Below are 22,813 nucleotides of genomic sequence, written 5' to 3'. Positions count from 1 at the left end.
TCATGACGCCAACACCGGACGCCAAAACACGTTCAGACCGCCAAATTGCCGAGGACATCCCCTACGGGGTTCGTATTGCCGCCGCGTGGTCATGGCGGGCGGGCCTGATCCTGCTCATGATCGGCGCGCTTGTATGGCTGCTGGGCAAGGTCAGCTTCCTCATCATTCCAGTGATGGTGGCTGCCCTCCTGGCGGGACTGCTGTACCCGGTGGTGGCTTGGCTGCGCAACCGAAAGGTTCCCAATGGCGCCTCCGTAGCCATTACGGTGATCGGCTTCATCGGCGTGATCGCCGGTGCGCTGGCCTTGGTGGGCAGGCAGCTGGTCTCGGGCTTCGGGGAGCTCTGGCAAGAGGCGCTGGCCGGGATCCAGCAGATTCAGACCTGGCTGGCCGACGGGCCGCTCCACCTGACCGCGGACCAGATCGACCAATACATTGCGGACGGCGCCAATGCCCTCCAGAACAACAGCAGCAGCATCCTCAGCGGCGCCCTGTCCTTTGGCAGCACTGCCGGGCACTTCGCTGCGGGCCTGGTCCTTGCCCTGTTCATCCTCATCTTCTTCCTTCTGGAGGGAAGCCGGATTTGGGCATTCCTGGTCCGCCTCCTGCCCAAGACTGCGCGCAGGGCCACCGATGGTGCAGGTCGTCGTGGATGGACATCAATGGTCAGCTACGTGCGGATCCAAATGTTCGTTGCGTTCGTCGATGCTGTGGGCATTGGTGTCGGCGCTGCCATCATCCAAGTTCCCCTCGCGCTTCCGCTGGCCGTCCTGGTCTTCATCGGCTCGTTCATCCCCGTGGTGGGCGCACTCGTCACAGGCGCCATTGCGGTTCTCTTGGCCCTGGTTGCCAACGGACCGGTCAACGCCCTGATCATGCTGGCCATCGTCCTCTTGGTCCAGCAGCTTGAAAGCCACATCCTGCAGCCCCTGGTGATGGGCAAAGCCGTGGCACTGCACCCGGTGGCCGTGATCCTGTCTGTAGCTGCGGGCTCCTACCTGGCCGGCATCCCCGGTGCGCTGTTCGCGGTGCCATTGCTCGCCGTAGTAAACACGGCAGTTCGCTACATTGCCGGCCGGACGTGGGAACATGATGAAGGATTGGGTGGTGCGGTGCTCCAGCCGGCAGCTGGCTCGGCGGAGCCCAGTGGAGATGCGAACTTCAAGGAAGTCCACCTCCCACGGCCCGAATCCCGCCTTGGCAAAGGCACTACCAGCAAGAACAAGGCTTCGGGGAGCACCTCTGTTGAGGGCCCGGATGCCGACACCAATAAAGGAGAATAGTCAGTGAATACCCTCGAAACCCTGCCCGTCACGCTGGACGATGTCCTCAAGGCGCAGGAGCTGCTCGAGGGCATTATTACCAAGACTCCGGTGGAGTCGTCCCGTGCGCTGGGCAGCCTCGTGGGCGGCAACGTCTTTTTCAAATGTGAGAACCTGCAGCGCGCAGGGTCATTCAAGGTCCGCGGCGCCTATGTGCGGATGGCTCGGCTGACGGAGGACGAGAAAAAGCGCGGAGTAGTGGCGGCATCGGCCGGCAATCACGCCCAAGGCGTGGCAGTGGCTGCCAAAAGCCTGGGCATCAATGCGCGCATCTACATGCCACTCGGCGTGGCGCTCCCCAAGTTGGCAGCCACGCGCAGCCACGGCGCTGAAGTGATCCTCCATGGCCACAACGTGGATGAAGCATTGGCGGAGGCCCAGCGGTATGCCAACGAAACCGGCGCCGTCTTTGTGCACCCCTTTGACAATGTGGACGTCGTTGCCGGGCAGGGCACCATTGGACTTGAAATCCTGGACCAGATCCCCAACGTCGACACCATCCTCATGGGCGTCGGTGGAGGTGGTCTGCTGGCCGGTGTAGCCGTGGCCATCAAGGCCAAGGCCAAGGAACTCGGCCGCGAAATCCGGGTCATTGGAGTCCAGGCAGAAAACGCCGCCGCCTATCCGCCATCCCTGGCAGCAGATGCGTTGGTGCCGCTGAAGAAGGTCACCACCATGGCTGACGGCATCGCGGTTGGACGGCCTGGGCAGTTGCCCTTCAGCATCATCCGTGAGCTCGTGGACGATGTTGTGACAGTCAGCGAAGACTCGCTCGCGCGCGCACTGATCTTCCTCCTCGAGCGGGCCAAGATGGTGGTGGAGCCCGCTGGCGCCGTGGGAGTAGCCGCGCTGATGGATGGCAAGATCGAAAACCCGGGGAACACCGCCGTCGTGCTGTCCGGCGGCAACATCGATCCCATGCTCATGCTGAAAGTCATCCAGCGCGGCCTCTCCGCCGCAGGCCGTTTCATGACCGTGCGCATGATGCTGGACGACCGCCCAGGTTCGCTGGCTACCATTGCACGCATCATCGCTGAAAACGACGCCAACGTCACCGGCTTGGACCACACCCGCCTGGGTGGTTCCATCAGCATGGGCGACGTCTCCATCACCATCAACTTGGAAACAAAGGGCCACGAACACGGCGAACAAGTCCTCGGTGCACTGCGGGCCGAGGGCTTCCAGCCCATCGTGGTGCACTGACGGGAGGGCACATGGTGCTTGGAACGCCTGACGATTCAAAGGCCGAGGCCAGGGAATCGCTGGCCGGGCGGGCTAAGGGCGGCCTGCTGTTCATGGGCGGCTTCGTCATCCTGCTTTACGTCATCGAGTTCCTGAATACCCTCATGCGGCACGGTCTGAACTTCACGTTCGGCCTGCGCCCCCGCAGCATGGACGGCGTCCTGGATATCCTGACGTTTCCGCTGCTGCACGCGAATTTCAACCATCTGCTCTCCAACACGTTGCCGCTGGTCATCTTCGGCTTCCTGGCGTTCATGTCCGGCTTCAGGGTGTTCATCACGGCGTTGGCGTTCAGTTGGCTGGGCTCCGGGCTCGCGGTGTGGCTTATTGGCGGGGGAGGTGTGACGGTGGGCGCTTCCGGACTGGTGTTTGGCTTCTTCGCGTTCCTGCTGGTGCGGGGCTTCTTCAACCGTAACTGGTGGCAGATCCTGCTCTCGGTTGTCCTCTTCATGGCCTACGGCAGCATCCTCTTTGGAGTGCTGCCAACGGTGATGGGGTACGTCTCCTGGCAGGCGCACTTGGGTGGGGCTGTCGGCGGGGTCCTTGCTGCCCTCCTGCTCCGGCCAAAGCCCGCCATCACCACCTGACCCAAGTGCGGGACGGCACGTGTCCCAACGAGCCTTCGTAGCGACCTTTGCTGTCCCCCGGTTGGGTGAGCCGGGCACGAAAAAACGCCGGCCCCCTCCACGAAGGAAGGGGCCGGCGTCGTGTATTTCAGGCCGGTAAGCCGCTGTTTAGGCGACGTAGGGCTTGGCGGAGACGATCTCCACCGGAATTTCCTTGCCGTTGGGGGCGACGTAGCTCAGCTTGTCGCCTTCCTTGTGGCCGATAATGGCGGCACCCAGGGGGGACTTCTCGCTGAAGACGTCGAGATCGGAGTCTCCGGCAATTTCGCGGGAGCCGAGCAGGAACTTCTCTTCGTCGCCGGCGATGCGGGCAACAACAAGCATGCCGGGCTCGACGATTCCGTCATCGGCCGGTGCTTCGCCTACCTGGGCATCGCGAAGGAGTGCCGTGAGCTGGCGGATGCGGGCCTCGATCTTGCCCTGCTCTTCCTTGGCTGCGTGGTAGCCGCCGTTCTCCTTGAGGTCGCCTTCCTGGCGGGCAGCTTCGATCTTCTGGACGATTTCCGCCCGGCCAGCGCCGGAAAGGTGGTCCAGCTCAGCCTTCAAGCGGTCGAAAGCTTCCTGGGTGAGCCAAGCCGCAGTGGCGCTGTTGGTGGTAGACACGGATTTCTCCTCTAGATCTGACAATGCAAAAGACCCCGCCGAGGTGGCCACTCGTAAAACTCAGTAACCAACTTAACGGGGTGAAGGTTTCATCCATTGTAGTAAATCCTTTGGACGAACCCAAACCGGTTGAGTCGTGGGTCACACGATTGTTATTTACCGCTGTCCACAATCCAGCAGCTGTCCACCACGCCGGACACGGCCGGCGATTCGGTTCGCAGGACGGTTCGCTGGGCAGTAGTGCTTCCCCCGTCGGCGCTTTCCTCGGGTTGGTTGGGACCGATCTCCACAACTTTCCAGCCCACCACCGCGAACTTGGAGTCCATGGCTTTGATGGCACATTTGGCGGTGGCTCCGGGGTATTTGGTGACTTGGTAGTCCACCTCCGCCTGGGTGCCATCCACCGTGCTGTATCCAATGTCCTTGAAGGTAACAGGGGCCTGGGCCGAGGATGTTGCCACCCAAGCTGCGAACGCAATCCCGACTACCAGTGCTGCCATGACGATGTTCCGCTTGGTTTTGCGGGTCATGGCGCGCTTTTGACCGCCGTAGCGATTGGCTAGGCTGGTGCTTGCCGGTACTTGGGTGGCCGATAGGTCCTCTGAAGTCACCCATCCAGTTTAGTGCCGATCCCGGCGCCCCATCACCGCCCCAGAGCTCGAACCATGAAAGAGGAGCCGTCACGTGACAGCGTCCAGCAGTTCCGACCAGCAGCTGCGGCTGCTCGCCGTCCACGCCCACCCGGACGATGAGTCCAGCAAGGGTGCAGCAACCATGGCGATGTACGCCGCTGCGGGAGTGGACGTCATGGTCGCCACATGCACGGATGGATCCCGCGGCGACATCCAGAACCCAGCCATGGAGGATGCCCCGCATCCCAAGCGGGACATGGCAGGAGCACGGCGACGTGAGATGGCGAATGCGGCTGCGGTCCTCGGAATCCAGCAACGTTGGCTCGGGTTCGTGGACTCGGGCCTGCCGGAGGGTGATCCCCTTCCGCCGCTGCCGCCGGGTTGCTTCGCGCTGCAGCCGTTGGAGCGCGCCACTGCGCCCCTGGTTCGGCTGGTTCGCAGCTTCAAGCCACACGTGATTCTCAGCTATGACGAGAATGGTGGCTACCCGCACCCGGACCACATCATGGCCCATAAGGTGGCAGTGGAAGCGTTCGAGGCCGCAGGCGATGCCGACCGATACCCCGGCATGGGTGACCCATGGGCACCAAGCAAGCTCTACTACGACCGTGCCTTCAGCCCTGAGCGCTTCCGGGCGCTGCATTTCGCCCTCGAAGAAGCAGGGTTGCAGTCTCCCTACGCCGAGCGCCTGGCAGCGTGGCTTGAAGCTGATGCAGAGGGCCACACCCCGGTTCCTCCGGGGCACCAGACCACAACACAGGTTGATTGCGGCGACTTCTTCGAGGCCCGCGACGATGCACTGAGGGCACACCGCACACAGATCGATCCCCTCGGGTTCTTCTTCGCGGTCTCGCCCGAGCTGCAGCGAACGGCGTGGCCGTGGGAGGACTACACGCTGGTCCAGTCACGGGTTCCTTCCGAGCTGCCGGAAAAGGACCTCTTCGCGGGGATAAGATAGGAACGCCCGTAGTTTCTATCGCTCGTAGAAATCGCCGGGTGGCCTGCCAGCATGCCGGCCACGCGCTGCCAGCCGGCACGCATCATCTCCCACAGAAGGTTTGAACGTGCACCACTTGATTCTCGCCCTGACCGTCACTCCGTCGCCCAACCCCACGGGCACGCTGCGGCCTGGCCTGTCCGAGGATCAGGTGACGCCGGGCACCTGGGGCTTCGTCCTCACCGCCTTCATCGTGATCCTCACAACCTTCTTGATCGTGGACATGGTCCGCCGTATTCGCCGAGTCCGCTACCGGGCTCAGGTTGAGGAAGCGCGCCTGGCCGCGGAGGCGGGCGAACCTGCCGAGGCAGGCAGCTCAGTAGACGAGAATGGCGATGCCGGTTCCGGAACCCGCTGAGCACGGCGTCACCAGCTGGCCCGGGGCAAGCAACACCCTGGGGTCGGAACCTTCTGCCTATTTGCGGCAGCACGCGGACAATCCCGTCTTTTGGCGTCCCTTCGGTGATGAGGCCTTTGCTTTCGCCGCGGAGCGTGACGTTCCTGTTTTCCTCTCCATCGGCTACGCGGCGTGCCACTGGTGCCACGTCATGGCGCACGAGTCCTTCGAAGACCAAGAGACGGCCGACTACCTGAATGCGCACTTCGTGCCGGTCAAGGTGGACCGCGAAGAACGCCCGGACGTGGATTCGGTGTACATGGCGGCGACGCAAGCCATCAGCGGTGAGGGCGGCTGGCCGATGTCCGTCTTCCTGACGCCGGACGGCCTGGCCTTCCACGCAGGCACCTACTTTCCACCCGTTCCGCTGCCCGGCAGGCCGTCGTTCCGCAACATCCTCGAAGCTGTCCATGAGGCCTGGGTGGAGCGCCGCGACGGGGTGGAACAGAATGCCAGGGGACTGGCGGCCAACATGGCCGACGCCCAGCTGTCCGGGGCGGTGCGGCTCGACGGTCCGCCGGAGGTCCTGGACGCCGCGCTGCTTCCGGACGCCCTGATGCTTCTTGCCCGCTCTGAAGACCCCGACGCCGGTGGTTTCGGGGACGCTCCCAAGTTTCCGCCGTCGGCGGTTCTTGAGTTCCTCATCCGGCACGCCGCGGTGCCGTCGGATACGGCCGATGCCGCACGCGACATGGCAGGCCGCGCGTTGGCGGGCATGGCCCGCTCGGCTCTGCGTGACCAGCTCGACGGCGGGTTTGCCCGCTACTCCGTGACGGCCGACTGGTCCGTGCCCCATTTCGAGAAGATGTTGTATGACAATGCGCAGTTGCTGCGGGTGTATTCGCATTGGGTACGGCTTGGGGGCAACGAGGTCTTCCCTGCCTTCGAGGCGGCCGCTGTCGCGTCGAGGTGTGCCGATTGGATGCTGGAGTCCTTGACGCTGCCCGACGGCGGGCTGGCATCCTCCCTCGACGCCGACACCGTGGTGGACGGTGTGCATCACGAGGGCGCCACCTATCTGTGGACTCCGGGATCGCTGCGTGATGCCCTTGGTCCGGGTGACGCCGAAGCGGTGGCTCGCATGATGAACGTAGGTGCCAAGGGGACGGTGTCCCACCTTGGATCGCCATTGCATCCCGCCCGTGAGTTGTCCGACGCCGAAGGCAGGCTCTGGGAGCGCGTCCGGCCTGAACTGCTAGCCGCGCGCAACCAGCGGAACCAGCCCGCCAGGGACCACAAAGTGGTGGCCGGATGGAACGGGCTCGCCGTGTCCGCCCTCGCTGAGGCCGGGGCCATACTGGATCGTCCGGACCTGGTTACGGCCGCAGAAACCGTGGCCGGGTACCTCGCAGTCGTTCACTGGGACAGCGGTTCGCGGTTGTTGGTGCGGGTTTCGCACGATGCCCGGGCACGAGGCATTGGCGGTCTCCTGGAGGACTATGCGTTCTGCGCCGACGGTTTCCTGGCGCTGTATGCCGTGACGGGAACCAAACGTTGGTATTACCTTGCCGAGGAACTCATCGAAGCCGCGTGTTCGCGTTTCGTCGAGAACGGACACCTCGCCGACTCGACGGGGGAGTCCGCGCAAGTGTTCAACGCCCAGGGCCAGCACGCGGCTCTGGACCCCTTCGACAATGCGACACCCAGCGGCGCCGCCGGATTCGCCGGAGCCCTCTTGTCATACGCTGCCTATTCCGGCTCGCACGAACACCGACTCATGGCGGGCAACATCCTTGGTTTGCTCCCGCCTCTGGCCACACGCGCTCCGCGCGTCGCCGGGTGGCTTTTGGCCACCGCTCAAGCGGGCTTGGCTGGGCCGGTGGAGGCCGCCGTCGCAGGACCCGATTCGCCCTTGCGGCGCGAACTGCACCGTGCGCTGTTGATGTCGCCCAGTCCCGGGCTGGTAGTTGCGTTGCAGTCGGACGACGACGGCGGGTCCCCGGCCGATGTGGACGAGGTGCCGCTCCTGCTCCACAGGTCGGGCGCGCCTGACGGCTCACCGCAGGTCTACTTATGCCGCGACATGGTGTGCGAGAGGCCTCTTGGCGAGGTTTCCCAGGTACAGTCCCGCTTGGTCGGAATGGCTTCGGGAGGCTGAGCCGTCCTCCGGGGCTAGCTCAGCACCGCCATCATGATCGCCACGAAGTGCGCCGCGAAGGCCAGCACCGTGAAAGCGTGAAAGAGCTCGTGGAAGCCGAAGTGCTGCACGCTGAAGTTTGGCTTCTTGATGGCATAGAACACGGCGCCGGTGATGTACAGGGCGCCCCCGACACAAATGAGGATCGCTGCGGGTGCGTTGGCGGCGAAGAACTGCGGCAGGTAGAACAATGCCCCGCAACCCAGGGCGATGTAGACAGGAACATACAGCCAGCGCGGAGCGTGGGTCCATAGGATCCGGAACAGGACGCCGACGATCGCCCCGGACCAAACAAGCCACAGCAGGGTGACAGACTCGGAGCGTTCCAACAGTGACCACGCCAAGGGCGTATAGCTTCCGGCGATCACCAGCATGATGTTGGTGTGGTCCAGCCGCTTGAGGACCATTCGGACCTTCGGCGACCAGTTGCCGCGGTGGTAGACGGCGCTCACGCCGAACAACAACACGCCCGTCAGTGCGTAGATGGCGGAGGTGATTCTGCGGTCGGTGGTGGGGGCAACAGTCACCAGGACGATTCCCGCCGCGAGTGCGAAAGGCGCTGCGACGGCGTGGATCCATCCCCGCCAGAGGGGCTTGGTTTCGAGGAGCTCAGCCATGGTTCAAGAATAACTTACGTTCCGGTAAGTTACCGTCGAGTAACAACGGGTGAATGGATTTTGACCGGCGACTGCACCGGCTCGGCAGCTCGGGAAGGTAGCCTTGGATGTGCGTCGTCGTCGTACAAGTAAGGAAGTCAGGTGAGAGTCCGGTGGAGCTGCCCGGTTTCCTCTATGGCTTTTATGAGCGAAAACTCCTGCGCTCCCTCAAGCAGGACCAGATCCCGCGGCACATCGGCGTCATGGTGGACGGCAACCGTCGCTGGGCACGGCAGTTCAACGCGCCCACCAGCCAGGGTCACCAGGCCGGCGCGGACAAGATTCACGAGTTCCTGGGCTGGTGCCAGGAGCTCGGTGTCAAAGTAGTGACGCTCTACATGCTCTCCACGGACAACATGAACCGCTCCGGAGAAGAGCTGGACTTGCTGATGGGCATCATCGCCAACACCATGGACCGTCTGGACGAAGACGCGGACGTGTCAGTCCATGCCATGGGTGCCCCTGAACTCCTCCCGGACTACCTGGCCGAGCGACTCAACAAACTGACCGCACGTACCCCTGTCCACGAAAAAATCCACGTCAACGTTGCGGTGGGCTATGGCGGCCGCCGTGAAATCGTTGACGCCGTGCGGGAACTCCTCCACGATGCCGTCGCCAAGGGACGAAACATGTCCGACGTCGCAGATGAACTTTCGGTGGACGACATCTCCCGGTTCCTCTACACCCGCGGCCAGCCGGATCCGGACCTCGTCATCCGCACCTCAGGCGAGCAGCGGCTCTCAGGCTTCCTGATGTGGCAGAGCGCCTACAGCGAGTTCTACTTCTGTGAAGCCCTCTGGCCTGCCTTCCGCAAGGTCGATTTCCTCCGGGCGCTCAGGGATTATGCCGGGCGCCAGCGCCGCTACGGATCCTAGCTTCGGCGCGGTTCACCGAAAATTAACGAGCCCGACATGCGACTTGCCGACGACGGATTGCGGAAATGAATGTGTCGGGGATTACGTTAATCCCATCAGCAGGCAAAACCGCCCGCTGATCGGGGAGGCCAGTATATGGAGCGGAACATCGCACCAGTTACATGGGAGGCCACGCCCGGCCTTCCGGCCGAGCCGCTTCACCATTAGGCCGGGCGACCGCCCGGGGCTGGAGTCGATGTGGCTATTTCTGAGCAACTGCCCGCTATGGTTTCCGACGGGGAAAGTGCAGCTACCTCTCGCACCAAGCGGGTCTCACAAAAAGCGCGGACAGCAACGTCCGCCACAGGCCGCAGCTATGTGATCGATACATCCGTCCTGCTATCCGATCCCCACGCGCTGCTGCGCTTCGCCGAGCACGAAGTCATCGTCCCCATCGTGGTCATCAGTGAATTGGAAGGAAAACGCCACGATCCCGAACTGGGCTACTTCGCCCGGAAGGCACTGCGACTCCTCGACGATCTGCGGATCGAACACGGCGGATTGGACCACGCCATCCCCATCGGAAAAGATGGCGGGCTCCTTCGTGTGGAAATGAACCACATCTCCCCGGATGTGCTTCCCGCAGGATTCCGTGGCGGCGACAACGACAGCCGCATCCTGGCAGTCGCCAAGAACCTGGCCAACGAAGGCCACAACGTCACCGTGGTCTCCAAGGACCTGCCTATGCGCGTCAAAGCCTCCGCCATGGGCCTCCAGGCCGACGAGTACCGCAACGAACTCGTCAAAGACTCCGGCTGGACCGGAATGGCCGAAGTGGAAGCCAACGACGACGAGATCACCAGCCTCTACGGCCACGAACCGGTCTTCATCCCGGCAGCCGCCGAACTGCCCGTCAACACCGGGCTGGTCCTCCTGTCCAACCGAGGCTCCGCCCTGGGCCGGGTTGGCGCCGACAAGCAAGTCCGCCTGGTCAAAGGCGACCGTGACGTGTTCGGACTTCATGGCCGCTCGGCTGAACAGCGGCTCGCCATCGACATGCTCATGGACCCTTCCGTGGGCATCGTCTCCATCGGTGGTCGGGCGGGCACGGGAAAGTCCGCGCTTGCCCTCTGTGCGGGCTTGGAAGCCGTCTTGGAACGCCGGGAACACCGCAAGGTACTTGTGTTCCGACCCCTGTACGCCGTGGGCGGCCAGGAGCTCGGCTACCTTCCCGGATCCGAATCCGAAAAAATGAACCCTTGGGCGCAGGCAGTGTTCGACACCCTCGGCGCACTGGTGAGCCAAGAGGTTGTGGAAGAGGTCATGGACCGGGGCATGCTGGAAGTCCTGCCATTGACGCACATCCGCGGGCGTTCGTTGCACGATGCATTCGTCATTGTGGACGAGGCCCAGTCGCTCGAGAAGAACGTCCTCCTCACCGTCATGAGCCGCATCGGGCAGAACTCCAAGATCGTCCTCACCCACGATGTCGCCCAGCGGGACAACCTCCGGGTGGGGCGGCACGACGGCGTGGCGGCGGTGGTGGAGACGCTCAAGGGACACCCGCTGTTCGGGCACATCACGCTGACCCGGTCCGAGCGGTCGCCGATTGCTGCTCTGGTTACTGAGTTGCTCGAAGGGGCTGAAATCTAACCCCATCGACGCGTTGCCCACCTGCGGCGAAGGCCAGACATCCTCTGCGTGCTAGCTCGTTCCTCGCTTTTGACGCACGCTGCCGGATGCCTGGCCTTCGCCTTTCAGTCACCCGCCGGAAGTTGTTCGCTTCCGAGATATGAGTAAAAGGCTTCGTGGCCTTGGACCTTAAGGGTCCAGTCGGGGCGTTTGAAGGTGGTGGGGGTGAGGCGGACTCTTTGGACTTCCTGGACCGTGTCGCCCCAGCCGTCGCGGAAGATGCCATTGAGTTCGTAGCCCAGGCTGGCGGAGACGCCCAGCGACTTCCGGTTCCAGACGGCGGCGTCGGATTCGGCCACTTCGGCGCCAAGGTAGTCGAAGGCGTAGCTGACGACGGCGGCACGCATCTCTTTGCCGAAGCCCTGGCCTTGCGCGGACCGCTTGAGCCAGGAACCCGTGCCTACTGTTTTGAGCGTCGCGAAGTTCTTGGCACCGATGTCCTGGACGCCGAGGAATTCTTCGTGGTGCCAAACGGCCAAGAGGAGCGTCCAGGAGTCCGGCGTGAAATTGGCACGGCAACGCCAGTACCACTGGGCCATGTTGGGTGCGAGTTCATCATCCGGCAGTTCGGCCCACGGCATGCTGAAGGGGCTCTTGCCGGGTTCGTGGATGCCGGAGCGGGCGGCAGCCACGGCGGAGGGGATGTCTTCGTCGAAAACAGGACGGATGGTCAGCCTCGGGGTGGTGAGGGTTAGTCCGAACGGGGGCCATATTTCTGCCAGCGATGTCATCGCCGTAGCTTAGCCCGAATGTGGCCGTTGCTCAGGCAGCGGGCCCTATGTCCCAGGAGATGTGCCGCCGGACGTCCGTGAGGTTCATGGACTCTGCCAGGAAAAGGTCGTCCAGCATGTACTCGTCGACCGCAAGGATCTTCAACCAGTGGCCCTTGCCGGAGGTGTCCCCGTCGAGGCTCTGGCTGGCAACGCACACCCCGGTGCCGGCGTCGATCCGTATCAAAGTCCTGCCGGGGTGGGCCAAAGGCTCGGCCGGATCGGAGGGTTCATAGGTCCTGCTGGGGGTCACCACGGTTTCCAGGGCCGGCCGGCCCTCGTGGTCCACCTCCCGCGGCTCCTCCAGGAAGACCCGGTTGGTATCCGGGAATTCGAGGGGAACGGGTGCGTTGCCCGCCAGCTCCACGGGATCGAGTGCGGCGGCGAGCCGGCCGTTACCAAAGGAGGGCTCACCGTAGGCGGCCTCCGGTCGCCGGCGGACCAATCCGGCGTCGTCATAAACGGGGGTGACCAGATGGGCGGGAAGCAACCACGAACGGCGTGTGGCGGACACGTACAGATCGTCCCGGGAGTCGTTGATACCGGTGGTGCTATGCAGTAACTGGCCATCCGGTGTCTCCAGGCGAAGCGCGCCCGGGCGCCGCAGCCAGGCACGGACCATGGTGGCGCCGGTCCCGGGCCGCTCCAGGTACTCGAAGCGGAGGCTTGTCCATTTCCACGGTGAAGAACGGCAAAGGTTCCTGAATGTGGAGGACATGTCGAAACCTGATCCAGCTGCACTGTAGCGCCCCATATCCACAGTTTACCTAGGCGTTCAAGCAGGGCTCTCAGCGAAACCGGGATAGCATCCGAGGGTGATCCGACGACTCTCCGAACTCTGGGATGCCAGCCCACTGGGCTTCTGGCTCGTGGTGGCCGCGGCCCTCTACTTCGTGGTGATGGCTGTCCGGCTCACGGTGATCGACGTCCGGAGCCACCTGTTGCCGAACCGCATTGTGTTCCCGTCGTACGCAGTGGCCGGGGTGCTCCTGGTGGCTGCGGCCGTAGTGGCGTTCTTAGCTGACGCGGGACCGGACGCCGGCGGCGTGTTGTTCGGGGTGCCGGGTCTTGGACCAATCGCCGGAGGCGCTGTCCTTTGGCTGTTCTACTTCCTGTTGCGAGTCATCCACCCGCCCGGCATGGGCTTCGGCGACGTCAAACTCGCTGGTGTGTTGGGCCTGTACCTGGGCTACTTGGGGTGGAGCCATGTGTTCGCAGGGACATTCGCTGCTTTCATCCTGGGCGGCCTGTGGAGCTTGGTCATCCTGGTGTCGCGCCGTGGCACTCTGAGCTCGGCCATTCCCTTTGGGCCGTTCATGCTGGCCGGAGCTGCCGCCGCAATGGTGCTGCTGCCCGCTTGAGGCTAGCCTGTCAGCAAGGCTGCAAGCGCGGCAGGATCGATCATTCTTGTGAGGAACGCTGAACCATGGGTGCACCGGATTTTGTGCTCAAACTGCGGGAAAAGATTGGCAATGAGCCGCTGTGGCTGCCTGCCGTGCGGGGAGTGGTCTTCGATGATGACGGCAGGGTGCTGCTGGGCCAACGTGCCGACAACGGCCATTGGGCGCTCATCACCGGAATGCTGGAGCCCGGGGAGCATCCTGCGCCTGGGCTGGTGCGGGAAATCTTCGAAGAAACCGCGGTGGTGGCCGAGACAGAGCGCATCATCGGCGTCGGAGTTGTTGGGCCTGTGACCTTCCCCAATGGCGACGTCTGCGACTTCCTGGACATCACCTTCCGTTGCCGCTATGTGTCGGGTGAAGCCCGGGTCAATGACGACGAATCACTCGACGTGGGATGGTTCGCATTGGACGACCTCCCGGACATGAGCGCCGGCAACCTTGAGGCAATCAGGCTCGCCACGGAGCCCGAAGGCCCCGTGGCGTACCAGTTGGAAGACTAGCTACTGACGTCCCGCGGAGGCCGTGGGACGGTCCTTATCGAGCTCGTCCGAGGCTGACGCGTCGGCTTCCAGGTGCTCGGTCTCAAGACGCTCGGCTTCACGCCTTTCGGCCTCAAGCCTGTCCGCTTCCTCGCCGCCCACAGCTTCGCCTCGAGCCACCATGCCGGCGGTGTCGGAGAGTGGGATCTGCTTCAGGGTGATGGCCAGGATCAACGCGATGGCGATGAAGGGGACCAGATACCAGAACACCGGTGCCAGGGAGTTGGCGTAGGCGTTCACGATGGCGTCCCGCAGCTGTTCAGGCAGCTGTGCCAGGGCTTGGGGGTCAAGCGTGCTGGTGGACTGCGAAGCCTGCTCAGCCGAAGCGCCGGCGCCGGTGAAGGCCTCGGTCAGCGATTCGGCCAGGCGGTTGGTGAAGATCGCACCGAACACGGCGACACCCAGCGATGCACCTACCTCACGGAAGTAGTTGTTGGTGCTGGTCGCCGTACCGATCTGGTCAGCCGGAACAGAGTTCTGCACCACCAGGACGATCACCTGCATGATGAGGCCCAGGCCAGCGCCGAAGATGAAGAGCTGCACACAGATGACCCAGATAGGCGTTGCGGCCGTGAGCGTGGTCAGCCAGAGCATCGCGGCGATGGTCAACGCCGCACCCAGGATCGGGAACATCTTGTACTTGCCGGTCTTGGAAATGCGGATACCCGAGTAGATGGACGTACCCATCAGGCCCACCATCATCGGAAGCATCAACAGTCCGGATTCCGCTGCGGAAGTCCCGGAGGACATCTGCAGGAACGTAGGAACGAAGGCGATGGCAGCGAACATGCCCAAGCCCAGCGTGAAGCCGATGGCTGTTGCATTGATGAAGATCGGGTTCTTGAACAGGCTCAGCGGAATGATGGGGTCCTCGGCACGCCGTTCAACCATCACGAAGGCGAATGCTGCCAGGACCATGCCGGCACCAAAGGCCCAGGTGAGGGGCGAATCCCAGCCCTCGTCCTTCTTGCCGCCGAAGTCGGTGAAGAAGATGAGGCAGGTGGTAGCCGCGGAGAGGAAGACGACACCCAGAATGTCGATCTTCTTTTCGGCCTTCTTATTGGGAAGCGTCAGGGTGAACCACGCGGTAATAAAGGCCGCGATGCCAATGGGGATGTTGATGTAGAAGGCCCATTCCCAGGTGAGGTGGTCCACGAAGAACCCACCCAGCAGCGGTCCGGCTACGGCAGAGAGCCCGAAGATGGCGCCCAACGGGCCCATGTACTTGCCGCGTTCCTTGGCGGGAACAATGTCCGCGATGATGGCCTGCGAGAGGATCATCAGGCCGCCGCCGCCCAGACCCTGGATGGCGCGGAAGATCACGAAGCCCCAGAAATCGGTGGCGAAAGCGCAGCCCACCGAAGCGAGGGTAAACAGGGCGATGGCAACCAGGAACAAGTTGCGCCGGCCCAGGATGTCACCGAACTTGCCGTAGATGGGCATCACGATGGTGGTGGCAAGGAGGTAGGCCGTGGTGATCCAGGCCTGGTGCTCTACGCCGCCCAGTTTGCCCACAATGGTGGGCATGGCGGTGGAGACGATGGTCTGGTCGAGGCTGGACAGGAGCATGCCTGCGATCAGCGCCGAGAAGATGATCCAGATCCGTTTCTGGGTCAGCAGCAGTGGTTCTGCCGCCTTCGAGAGTGTACTCATGCGGGGTCCTTCGGTGTCTGTGCAGGAGAGGTGTCCAGCGGTTGCGATAAGAGTTTCCGCGCTGCGGCAAGGTTCTGGTCCAGGAGCTCGCGGTAAGGCCGCGTGTTGTCCTCCGAGAAGAACTGATGGGATGTCTTCTTGGAAACAGCGCCGAACACGGCTGAGGCCATGATGATCTCCGGATGTCCGGGGGAGAGGCCCTCACGGGCGGCGATCAGTTCCATGAACTGCCGCTCCCTGGCCTCGCCTTCAAGGGTCATGCGGCCCAGGAGCTGGGGCTCGGCCTTGATGGCAGCAATCAGTTGCTGGATCTCGGTACGGCTGATGGTGGAACGCTCCACGATGTCCACGGTGAGGTGGTACAGGGCAGCGAGCAACGTGGCGGAGATGCCGTCTGGCAGCCGTTCAGGATCCCGGTTGAAGTTATCCAGCGAATCCTGGGGCAGGTCATCGGAGAATGCTCCGATGACTGCGTCTTCCTTGGAGTGGAAGTAGTTGAAGAAGGTCCGGCGGGAGATGCCCGCCTCTTCGCACACCTCTTCCACGGTGTAGCCATTCAGGCCGCGTTCGGCGGTCAGGGTTCGTGCGACTGCCGTGATGGCCAGCCGCGTGGCGGCGCGCTTGCGCTCGCGGAGGCCGCCGTCGATATTTGCACTATTACTCACAAAGTAAAGTTTTGCACTTTTAGCCGTAGGGTGCAAAATCTGGCTCGGAGGTTTTGTACACCTGATGCCGCTAAGGAGGTTTCTTGAGGGCACCTGCTGTACAAAAACTCCCGGGTACGACGACGGCCGGTACCTTCCGCGGGAAGGTACCGGCCGTCGTCGTGCTTTGAGTATTAGGCCTTGTGGGCCGGGGACGTCATGGTGGTGACGTCCAGGGCCTTGTCGAGTTCGGCCTCGGTGACCTTGCCTTCGCCCTCACCGACGAAGCCGAGCTTCTCGGTGGCCTGGCGGATGGTCAGGCCTTCCTTGACAGCGATCTTGGCGATCTTGGCGGCATTCTCGTAACCGATGAACTTGTTCAGGGGCGTCACGATGGACGGGGAAGCCTCGGCCAGGAAGCGGGCGCGCTCCACGTTGGCGGTGATGCCGTCAATCATCTTGTCGGCCATGACGCGGCTGGTGTTGGCCAGCAAGCGGATGGATTCGAGAAGGTTGGCGGCCATAACGGGGATGCCGACGTTGAGTTCGAACGCACCGTTGGTGCCGGACCAGGCAATGGCGGTGTCGTTGCCGATGACCTGGGCGCAGACCATGATGGACGCTTCACAGATGACCGGGTTGACCTTACCCGGCATGATCGAGGAGCCCGGCTGAAGGTCGGGGATGGCGATCTCGCCGAGACCCGTGTTGGGGCCGGAGCCCATCCAGCGGAGGTCGTTGTTGATCTTCATGAAGGAGATCGCAATGTTGCGGAGCTGGCTGGAGCCTTCGATCAGGCCGTCGCGGTTAGCCTGTGCCTCGAAGTGGTCGCGAGCCTCGGTCAGTGGCAGGCCGGTGTCCGCTGCGAGCAGTTCGATGACGCGCTCCGGGAAGCCGGCAGGGGTGTTGATGCCGGTGCCGACGGCGGTGCCGCCCAGGGGAACTTCGGCAACGCGGGGGAGGGCGGCGTTGATGCGTTCGATGCCGTAACGGACCTGTGCTGCGTAACCACCGAACTCCTGGCCAAGCATGACCGGGGTGGCATCCATGAGGTGCGTGCGGCCGGACTTGACGACGTCCTTGAACTCCACGGCCTTGCGGTCCAGGGAAGCTGCCAGGTACTCAAGGGCCGGGATCAGGTCGTTGATCAGGGCGGAGGTAGCCGCAACGTGCACGGACGTCGGGAAGACGTCGTTGGAGGACTGTGAGGCGTTGACGTGGTCGTTCGGGTGGACAACCTTGTCGCTCCCGGCAGCCGCGAGGGCGCGCGAGGCGAGCTCGGCGATGACCTCGTTGGTGTTCATGTTGGAGGACGTACCCGAGCCGGTCTGGAAGACGTCAATCGGGAAGTCGCCGTCGTACTTTCCGGTGGCAACCTCATCGGCAGCGGCGGCGATAGCCTCGGCGAGCTCGCCATCGAGCACCCCCAGTTCGGCGTTCGCCAGTGCAGCAGCCTTCTTCACGCGGGCCAGGGCCTCAATGTGGGTGCGCTCAAGCGTCTTGCCGGAGATCGGGAAGTTCTCCACAGCACGCTGCGTCTGGGCGCGGTACAGGGCGTTCACGGGGACGCGAACTTCGCCCATCGTGTCATGTTCAATACGGAACTCAGTGGTGGAAGTCATGGGGCTAGCTTAGGGCGATTGGTCGCCTCACAGAAAACCCGAAGGGGAGTGCTACGTGCTCCGGCTCAGGGGCCGGAGCGCGACCTCCTAGAGCTTGCCGATCCCGGAAACGAGGGCCGCGCGGCCCTCATCGAGCTTGTAGGACAGGCCGATCACAGCAACGCGGCCGTCGTCGATCGCGTCGGAAATCACACGTGAGCTGTCAGCCAGGCGGGCAGCGGTTTGCTTCACGTGCTCCACCACCATGTCGTTGACATCGTCCTGGTTATTGCGCCTGGCCGTCAGGACGGACGGTGTAATGCGCTCGACGAGGTCGCGGATGAAGCCCGGAGGCATTTCACCCGTTTCCACTGCTGCCTTGGTGGCCTTCACGGCACCGCAGCTGTCGTGGCCCAGAATGACGATCAGCGGAACGCGGAGTTCGCTGATGCTGTATTCGAGGGAGCCGAGAACGGCGTCATCGATGACCTGGCCCGCGGTACGGACCACGAAGGCGTCGCCGAGGCCGAGGTCGAAGATGATTTCTGCAGCAAGCCGCGAATCCGAGCAGCCGAAGATCACGGCAAACGGATTCTGGTTCTCAATGAGGGAGGATCGTCGCGAAGCATCCTGGTTGGGGTGCAGGGATTCGCCGGAAACAAAACGTTCGTTGCCCTCGCGGAGACGGCGCCACGCCAGGGCTGGAGTCAGGTAAGTAGGCACGAGCCTTACTTTACGATGCGGACGGGCCAGTCCGTGAAACTGTTGCGCCGCTATGCCGTTAAGCGGACGGGGTGGCGGACGCTGACGGTGCGGCGCCCTCGTCAGCAGACGTCACGACGGCGGCGGCGAGCTTTGCGAACTCATCCAAGCTTGCGGTGCCGCTCAGGATGAGCGTGGTACCGCGGTATTCCAGCACCATGCTGCGCTTTTCCTTGCCTGAGTCACGCAGCTCCCAGTCCTGGCCCCCCGCATTGCGTGTGCCGGTAACTGGAAGGTTCCCGGTCTGCTGCAGAACCCAGGTGGGGTTGGCTTGGCTGGTCTGGGTGAGGCCAATGAAGGCTTCCTTGGGAGTCAGGAAACCAATCTCCCAGGTGGGCACGCCGGATCCGGTACCTGAGTCCCATCGGGCATAGTTCGGAGTGAATGTGTCGCCGGTATCAGGGGTGACGGGTGTGAATCCCGCCACACCTTCGGCGTTCCTGGCGGCGGAAGACACATCGACTGCCGGCCTGAACCCCTCACCCTTGGGGGCTGGGTTCATCAAGACGATGGGAAGGAAAGCCAACACGCAAACCAGCAAGGCAATGACCATGCCGATGACGGATGCGTTGGCCCGCTTGGCGGCTTTCGCCGCAATGACGGGCTTGTAGGGGGCCTCCGGGGCACTGGTTTGGTGGGCCGCGGCAGCATCCGGTTGGTGGCCGGCGGCGGGCTTGTCCTGCGTTTCACTCACCCTTCCATGATCCCTTATCGCGGCAGGGAACACACATCGGCCAACCTCGCCGCCGGTATGGCGGCCCGTGGTCATTCAACGACTCGCAGTGGACGCGGCGACTATGATCGTTGGTAGAGGAACCACGGGTTGCCACGTGCAACCATGTCCGGTCCCGTGAATCGTCACTCGAAGAAGAGGTTCAAGTGTCTCCTGCACCAATGACCCAGCAGTATTCCACGATTTCGCCGTCGCTCGCCGTCGGCATCGACGAACCCGACCGCAACCTTGCGCTTGAACTCGTCCGTGTCACCGAAGCCGCGGCAATTGCCGGTGGCCACTGGGTAGGTTTCGGCGACAAGAACAAGGCAGACGGCGCCGCCGTCGACGCCATGCGTTCGTTCCTTCACACTGTCCACTTCAATGGCGTCGTGGTGATTGGTGAAGGCGAAAAAGATGAAGCCCCCATGCTGTTCAACGGCGAGCAGGTTGGTGACGGCACCGGTCCCGAGTGCGACGTCGCCGTCGATCCCATCGACGGAACCCGCCTGACCGCACTCGGTATCAACAACGCCCTCGCCGTGCTTGCAGTCGCTGAGCGCGGCTCCATGTTCGACCCCTCAGCTGTCTTCTACATGGAGAAGCTCGTCACCGGCCCCGAAGCCGCGGACATGGTGGACCTTCGCCTGCCCGTCAAGCAGAACCTGCACCTCATTGCCAAGGCCAAGGGCGTCAAGGTCAACCAGCTCAACGTCATGATCCTTGATCGCGATCGCCACCGTCCCCTCGTGGAAGAAATCCGCGAAGCCGGTGCCCGCACCAAATTCATCATGGACGGCGACGTCGCCGGCGCCATTGCGGCGGCCCGGTCCGGCACCGGAGTTGACGCCCTCATGGGTATCGGCGGCACGCCCGAAGGCATCGTTGCAGCCTGCGCCATCAAGTCGCTTGGTGGCGTCATCCAGGGCCGTCTGTGGCCGACGTCGGACGAAGAGAAGCAGAAGGCCATCGACGCCGGACACGACCTCGACCGCGTCCTCTCCACCAACGACCTCGTCACCTCCGACAACTGCTACTTCGCAGCAACGGGCATTACCGACGGCGACCTCCTCCACGGCGTGCGCTACCAGAAGGACCGGGTCCTTACCCAGTCCATCGTGATGCGCTCGAAGTCCGGCACCGTTCGCTTCGTTGACGCTGAGCACCACGCATCCAAGTGGGAGACGTACGCGCGCAAGCCGTAACCTCCGCAGCTCACAGAAGGACGGCGAGCATCGCTCGGCGGCTATCTCCTCGTACCTCGTCGATTTGATGCCGCTGTCGCGATACCCGTCGTCCTTCTCTGTGTCCGGCCGGCTTCCGCTTCGCGCTGTTGTGGGGTGTGCCGGGCGCGGGTGGAGCGGGGAAAGGCTTAGCGGAGTTTGTCGCGGAGCTTCCTGGCCAGCTGGTAGGCGCCGTAGCGGAGTTTGTTGACCGGGAGGTCCCAGGTGCCGGGGTAGGAGACTTCGCGGCCTCCGAAGGACTTCTTGAACGCCGTGAATCCTGCCCATTTGTGGTCAGGCTGGTCCTCCGGAGCGACGCCCCACAGGTCCACGTGCTTGAGGCCTTTTTCCTTGGCATCGGCCATCAAAGTCACCAAGAGCGGAATGCCCGCACTGAGCTTGCGGTGGGTATCATCCAGCGCGGCATGGGCGTACACGCGGGTATCGGCGGAATCGTAGGCGAAGGCAGCCGCGATCGGTTCGCCCTCAAGCTCAGCGATGAACAGTGATCCTGCGCCGGAGGGGAGCAGCGACGCAGCTACCTTGGTCAGGTATTCGTCGCTTTGTGGCTTGAAGCCGTTGCGGGCCGCAGTCAGATGCAGGAAGTGCAGGAGCACCGAGATATCGGCGGGATCCTGTGAAGCCCGGAAGGTCACGCCCTTCTTGTGGATGTTCCTGTAGAGGTTTCGGTTGGTCGGCTTCATTCCGGCGAGGACATCCTTGAAGTCCCCGTCCAGATCCACAATCCAGCTCAGCTCCGGCTGCTGGTTGACCGGCGCAGGCCGTAAGCCGCGCGCGCGAAGGAGGGGACCGGCGTCGGCCGCTGTGAATCCTGCCGCAGCGGGCTCCATCCGGACGAAGACCGCACGCTCCTCCTTGGCCAAGGCCACCAAAGCCGCAGTGGCGGCGTCGAACGCTTCCACGGAGTCCGCCACCGGCCCGTAGGGGGCGTAGATGACCTTGCCGGCCGGATTCTTCTCCTCGGTGGCCAGGAAGCTCCAGCCCGGGCCCGCCTTCTGGTGGACACGACGGCCCAGGGAACGCTGGACATCGGCCCACGCAGGGGTCTGCAGGAAGAACTCCATGGATCAGTTCCCCAAGCCGGTGGTCACTGCGAAGGCGATGCTGGTGTCAGTGGCACCCTGGACAGGATGGACGTTCACGGGAGCCTCGGCGTCCGGGATGAAAGCTGCGGCGCCGCGCTTGAGCAGGAGGTCGCTCTTGGGGGAGTCGAGCATGACCGCACCGGACACCACCACGACGACGGCTGGCCCGGTTTGTGCCAACGGAACCGGCTCGGCGCCCGGGCCAAGTTCGATGCGCTGGAGTTGGAATTCCCTGAACGGCGGGCGGTACAGTTCCTGGCCGAACTCCGTCCCGCTCGCCTCGACGCGGGGGACCCCAAGTGCTTCAAAGCGGACAGTCTTCAGTAGCTCGGGCACGTCGACGTGCTTGGGTGTAAGCCCACCGCGGAGAACGTTGTCAGAGGAAGCCATGACTTCCACGCCCAGCCCGTGGAGGTAGGCGTGGATGTTGCCGGCAGGCAGGTACACAACGTCGCCGGGTTCCAAGGACAGGTGGTTGAGGAGCAGGGAGATGAGGACGCCCGGGTCGCCGGGGAAGGCTTCGTTGATATCCAGCATGGCCGTGAGCGCTTCGCGGTGCGGTTCCAGTGGAGCGCCGGCAGACAGAACGGCCACAATCTCGGCGATGGCATCGGAAACCTCGCCACCCCCCTGGATCAGCCGGCTGAAGGCAGCCCTCAGCGCTACAGGCTGATCGGCCTGGCCCAGATCGGAGATGATGTCCTTGACGACGGCGGGGACATCGACCGCCGCGGAATCGAGGACGTGCGCCAGATGCTCGAAGATGCTGCGGGACGCCGACGGAGAACGGAAGCCGCACAAGGCCTTGAACGGCGTGAGGGCGAAGATCATCTCCGGCTTGTGGTTGTCGTCCCGGTAATTGCGTTCGGGGGCGTCTGCGGGAAGTCCCGCTGCGTTCTCCCGGGCAAAGCCATCCCGTGCCTGGTCAAGGCTGGGGTGGACTTGCAGCGACAGGGGCTGCTCGGCTGCCAGCAGCTTGGTGAGGAAGGGCAACCGCGGCCCGAATTCAGCAAGGCTGTCGGAACCGAGGAAATGCAAGGGATCGGACTCGATCAGGGCGTCGAGAGGCTGCGTGACACCGTTGGGATGAACGGCTGTGGAAGGAGAGTCCGGGTGCGCCCCGATCCACATTTCCGCTTCAGGCCCGCCCGAGGCCGGCCGCCCCAGCAACCCGGCAATCGCCGTCGTCGAACCCCACGCGTAGGGTCGCAAAACATTCTCAATCTGGTACACGAAAGAAAG

Annotated in this window: 23 protein-coding genes; 11 read left to right on the top strand and 12 right to left on the bottom strand. The window is 63.4% G+C overall.

Features of this window, described 5'->3' with window-relative positions; translation table 11 throughout:
- The first annotated feature begins 2 nt into the window (after nt 1-2).
- Genes FQP90_RS00415 through FQP90_RS00405 form a run of 3 tightly spaced genes read left to right on the top strand, consistent with a single transcriptional unit; the run spans nt 3 to nt 3,151 of the window.
- Nucleotides 3-1,283, top strand: a complete 1,281-nt coding sequence (locus FQP90_RS00415) for an AI-2E family transporter (RefSeq protein WP_144647594.1) — start codon at nt 3-5, stop codon at nt 1,281-1,283.
- Nucleotides 1,284-1,286: 3 nt separating this feature from the next.
- Nucleotides 1,287-2,525: a threonine ammonia-lyase gene (ilvA, locus tag FQP90_RS00410; RefSeq protein WP_144647592.1), complete on the top strand. Its 1,239-nt coding sequence runs from the start codon at nt 1,287-1,289 to the stop codon at nt 2,523-2,525.
- An 11-nt stretch (nt 2,526-2,536) separates the two neighbouring features.
- Nucleotides 2,537-3,151, top strand: coding sequence for a rhomboid family intramembrane serine protease (locus FQP90_RS00405; RefSeq protein ID WP_144647589.1), 615 nt, complete (start codon nt 2,537-2,539; stop codon nt 3,149-3,151).
- A 147-nt stretch (nt 3,152-3,298) separates the two neighbouring features.
- Here the strand turns inward: FQP90_RS00405 and greA are convergent, their stop codons facing one another.
- The gene (gene greA, locus FQP90_RS00400; RefSeq protein WP_144647587.1) at nt 3,299-3,793 is read right to left on the bottom strand and encodes a transcription elongation factor GreA; all 495 of its coding nucleotides are present in this window, start codon (nt 3,791-3,793) and stop codon (nt 3,299-3,301) included.
- Nucleotides 3,794-3,945: 152 nt separating this feature from the next.
- Nucleotides 3,946-4,404, bottom strand: coding sequence for a DUF4307 domain-containing protein (locus FQP90_RS00395; protein ID WP_144647585.1), 459 nt, complete (start codon nt 4,402-4,404; stop codon nt 3,946-3,948).
- 73 nt (nt 4,405-4,477) lie between these two features.
- Between FQP90_RS00395 and mca the strand changes: the two genes are divergently transcribed.
- The 3 genes from mca (at nt 4,478) to FQP90_RS00380 (ending at nt 7,917) form a co-directional block, all read left to right on the top strand.
- Nucleotides 4,478-5,383, top strand: a complete 906-nt coding sequence (gene mca / locus FQP90_RS00390; protein WP_144647583.1) for a mycothiol conjugate amidase Mca — start codon at nt 4,478-4,480, stop codon at nt 5,381-5,383.
- A gap of 106 nt (nt 5,384-5,489) precedes the next feature.
- On the top strand, nt 5,490-5,780 hold the full coding sequence (locus tag FQP90_RS00385; protein ID WP_144647581.1) for a hypothetical protein: 291 nt from the start codon (nt 5,490-5,492) through the stop codon (nt 5,778-5,780).
- Nucleotides 5,752-7,917, top strand: coding sequence for a thioredoxin domain-containing protein (locus FQP90_RS00380; RefSeq protein ID WP_144647579.1), 2,166 nt, complete (start codon nt 5,752-5,754; stop codon nt 7,915-7,917). Before FQP90_RS00385 ends, FQP90_RS00380 begins: the two co-directional genes overlap by 29 nt.
- A 14-nt stretch (nt 7,918-7,931) precedes the next feature.
- Here FQP90_RS00380 and trhA read toward each other — a convergent pair whose 3' ends face one another.
- Nucleotides 7,932-8,573, bottom strand: a complete 642-nt coding sequence (gene trhA, locus FQP90_RS00375) for a PAQR family membrane homeostasis protein TrhA (RefSeq protein WP_144647577.1) — start codon at nt 8,571-8,573, stop codon at nt 7,932-7,934.
- Between the two features lie 107 nt (nt 8,574-8,680).
- Between trhA and FQP90_RS00370 the strand changes: the two genes are divergently transcribed.
- Together FQP90_RS00370 and FQP90_RS00365 are read left to right on the top strand one after the other, a co-directional pair.
- A complete protein-coding gene (locus tag FQP90_RS00370; RefSeq protein WP_144647575.1) occupies nt 8,681-9,487 on the top strand; it encodes an isoprenyl transferase in 807 nt (268 codons plus the stop codon).
- 237 nt (nt 9,488-9,724) lie between these two features.
- On the top strand, nt 9,725-11,119 hold the full coding sequence (locus FQP90_RS00365) for a PhoH family protein (protein ID WP_244296407.1): 1,395 nt from the start codon (nt 9,725-9,727) through the stop codon (nt 11,117-11,119).
- Nucleotides 11,120-11,223: 104 nt separating this feature from the next.
- Here FQP90_RS00365 and FQP90_RS00360 read toward each other — a convergent pair whose 3' ends face one another.
- Nucleotides 11,224-11,889, bottom strand: coding sequence for a GNAT family N-acetyltransferase (locus tag FQP90_RS00360; RefSeq protein WP_144647571.1), 666 nt, complete (start codon nt 11,887-11,889; stop codon nt 11,224-11,226).
- Between the two features lie 31 nt (nt 11,890-11,920).
- Entirely contained in the window at nt 11,921-12,646 is a 726-nt protein-coding gene (locus FQP90_RS00355; protein ID WP_244296405.1) for a hypothetical protein, read from the bottom strand.
- Nucleotides 12,647-12,743: 97 nt separating this feature from the next.
- Between FQP90_RS00355 and FQP90_RS00350 the strand changes: the two genes are divergently transcribed.
- Both FQP90_RS00350 and FQP90_RS00345 read left to right on the top strand, forming a co-directional pair.
- The gene (locus FQP90_RS00350) at nt 12,744-13,289 is read left to right on the top strand and encodes a prepilin peptidase (RefSeq protein ID WP_144647567.1); all 546 of its coding nucleotides are present in this window, start codon (nt 12,744-12,746) and stop codon (nt 13,287-13,289) included.
- Between the two features lie 65 nt (nt 13,290-13,354).
- Nucleotides 13,355-13,831, top strand: coding sequence for an NUDIX hydrolase (locus FQP90_RS00345; protein WP_144647565.1), 477 nt, complete (start codon nt 13,355-13,357; stop codon nt 13,829-13,831).
- Here FQP90_RS00345 and FQP90_RS00340 read toward each other — a convergent pair whose 3' ends face one another.
- The 5 genes from FQP90_RS00340 to FQP90_RS00320 form a co-directional block, all read right to left on the bottom strand.
- Nucleotides 13,832-15,523 (bottom strand): MDR family MFS transporter, encoded by a 1,692-nt coding sequence (locus FQP90_RS00340; RefSeq protein WP_144647563.1) that lies wholly within the window; start codon nt 15,521-15,523, stop codon nt 13,832-13,834.
- Nucleotides 15,520-16,188, bottom strand: a complete 669-nt coding sequence (locus FQP90_RS00335) for a TetR/AcrR family transcriptional regulator (protein WP_144647561.1) — start codon at nt 16,186-16,188, stop codon at nt 15,520-15,522. Before FQP90_RS00335 ends, FQP90_RS00340 begins: the two co-directional genes overlap by 4 nt.
- Before the next feature lie 173 nt (nt 16,189-16,361).
- Nucleotides 16,362-17,789 (bottom strand): class II fumarate hydratase, encoded by a 1,428-nt coding sequence (locus FQP90_RS00330; protein ID WP_144647559.1) that lies wholly within the window; start codon nt 17,787-17,789, stop codon nt 16,362-16,364.
- An 87-nt stretch (nt 17,790-17,876) separates the two neighbouring features.
- Nucleotides 17,877-18,491: a carbonic anhydrase gene (locus tag FQP90_RS00325; protein ID WP_026542810.1), complete on the bottom strand. Its 615-nt coding sequence runs from the start codon at nt 18,489-18,491 to the stop codon at nt 17,877-17,879.
- 58 nt (nt 18,492-18,549) lie between these two features.
- On the bottom strand, nt 18,550-19,224 hold the full coding sequence (locus tag FQP90_RS00320) for a DUF4245 domain-containing protein (protein WP_244296403.1): 675 nt from the start codon (nt 19,222-19,224) through the stop codon (nt 18,550-18,552).
- 200 nt (nt 19,225-19,424) lie between these two features.
- Here FQP90_RS00320 and glpX point away from each other — a divergent pair, with 200 nt between their 5' ends.
- Complete coding sequence (gene glpX, locus FQP90_RS00315) at nt 19,425-20,447, top strand: class II fructose-bisphosphatase (protein ID WP_208759896.1); 1,023 nt, start codon at nt 19,425-19,427, stop codon at nt 20,445-20,447.
- A gap of 167 nt (nt 20,448-20,614) precedes the next feature.
- Here glpX and FQP90_RS00310 read toward each other — a convergent pair whose 3' ends face one another.
- Nucleotides 20,615-21,550, bottom strand: a complete 936-nt coding sequence (locus FQP90_RS00310) for a lipid II:glycine glycyltransferase FemX (protein ID WP_144647555.1) — start codon at nt 21,548-21,550, stop codon at nt 20,615-20,617.
- 3 nt (nt 21,551-21,553) lie between these two features.
- Nucleotides 21,554-22,804, bottom strand: a complete 1,251-nt coding sequence (gene manA / locus FQP90_RS00305; protein ID WP_144647553.1) for a mannose-6-phosphate isomerase, class I — start codon at nt 22,802-22,804, stop codon at nt 21,554-21,556.
- Between the last annotated feature and the right edge of the window lie 9 nt (nt 22,805-22,813).

The organism is Paenarthrobacter nitroguajacolicus (assembly GCF_007786235.1).
Taxonomy (GTDB): domain Bacteria; phylum Actinomycetota; class Actinomycetes; order Actinomycetales; family Micrococcaceae; genus Arthrobacter; species Arthrobacter nitroguajacolicus_A.
Note: the sequence above shows the minus strand (reverse complement) of the source record. Positions and strands in the feature narration are given on the sequence as shown.

Excerpts from the sequence above, each read along its gene's own strand:
- FQP90_RS00415 (WP_144647594.1), top strand. The coding sequence starts at position 3 with ATGACGCCAACACCGGACGCCAAAACACGTTCAGACCGCCAAATTGCC.
- FQP90_RS00405 (WP_144647589.1), top strand. The coding sequence starts at position 2,537 with ATGGTGCTTGGAACGCCTGACGATTCAAAGGCCGAGGCCAGGGAATCG.
- FQP90_RS00380 (WP_144647579.1), top strand. The coding sequence starts at position 5,752 with ATGGCGATGCCGGTTCCGGAACCCGCTGAGCACGGCGTCACCAGCTGG.
- trhA (WP_144647577.1), bottom strand. The coding sequence starts at position 8,573 with ATGGCTGAGCTCCTCGAAACCAAGCCCCTCTGGCGGGGATGGATCCAC.
- FQP90_RS00370 (WP_144647575.1), top strand. The coding sequence starts at position 8,681 with ATGTGCGTCGTCGTCGTACAAGTAAGGAAGTCAGGTGAGAGTCCGGTG.
- FQP90_RS00360 (WP_144647571.1), bottom strand. The coding sequence starts at position 11,889 with ATGACATCGCTGGCAGAAATATGGCCCCCGTTCGGACTAACCCTCACC.
- FQP90_RS00355 (WP_244296405.1), bottom strand. The coding sequence starts at position 12,646 with ATGTCCTCCACATTCAGGAACCTTTGCCGTTCTTCACCGTGGAAATGG.
- FQP90_RS00345 (WP_144647565.1), top strand. The coding sequence starts at position 13,355 with ATGGGTGCACCGGATTTTGTGCTCAAACTGCGGGAAAAGATTGGCAAT.
- FQP90_RS00340 (WP_144647563.1), bottom strand. The coding sequence starts at position 15,523 with ATGAGTACACTCTCGAAGGCGGCAGAACCACTGCTGCTGACCCAGAAA.
- FQP90_RS00330 (WP_144647559.1), bottom strand. The coding sequence starts at position 17,789 with ATGACTTCCACCACTGAGTTCCGTATTGAACATGACACGATGGGCGAA.
- glpX (WP_208759896.1), top strand. The coding sequence starts at position 19,425 with ATGACCCAGCAGTATTCCACGATTTCGCCGTCGCTCGCCGTCGGCATC.
- FQP90_RS00310 (WP_144647555.1), bottom strand. The coding sequence starts at position 21,550 with ATGGAGTTCTTCCTGCAGACCCCTGCGTGGGCCGATGTCCAGCGTTCC.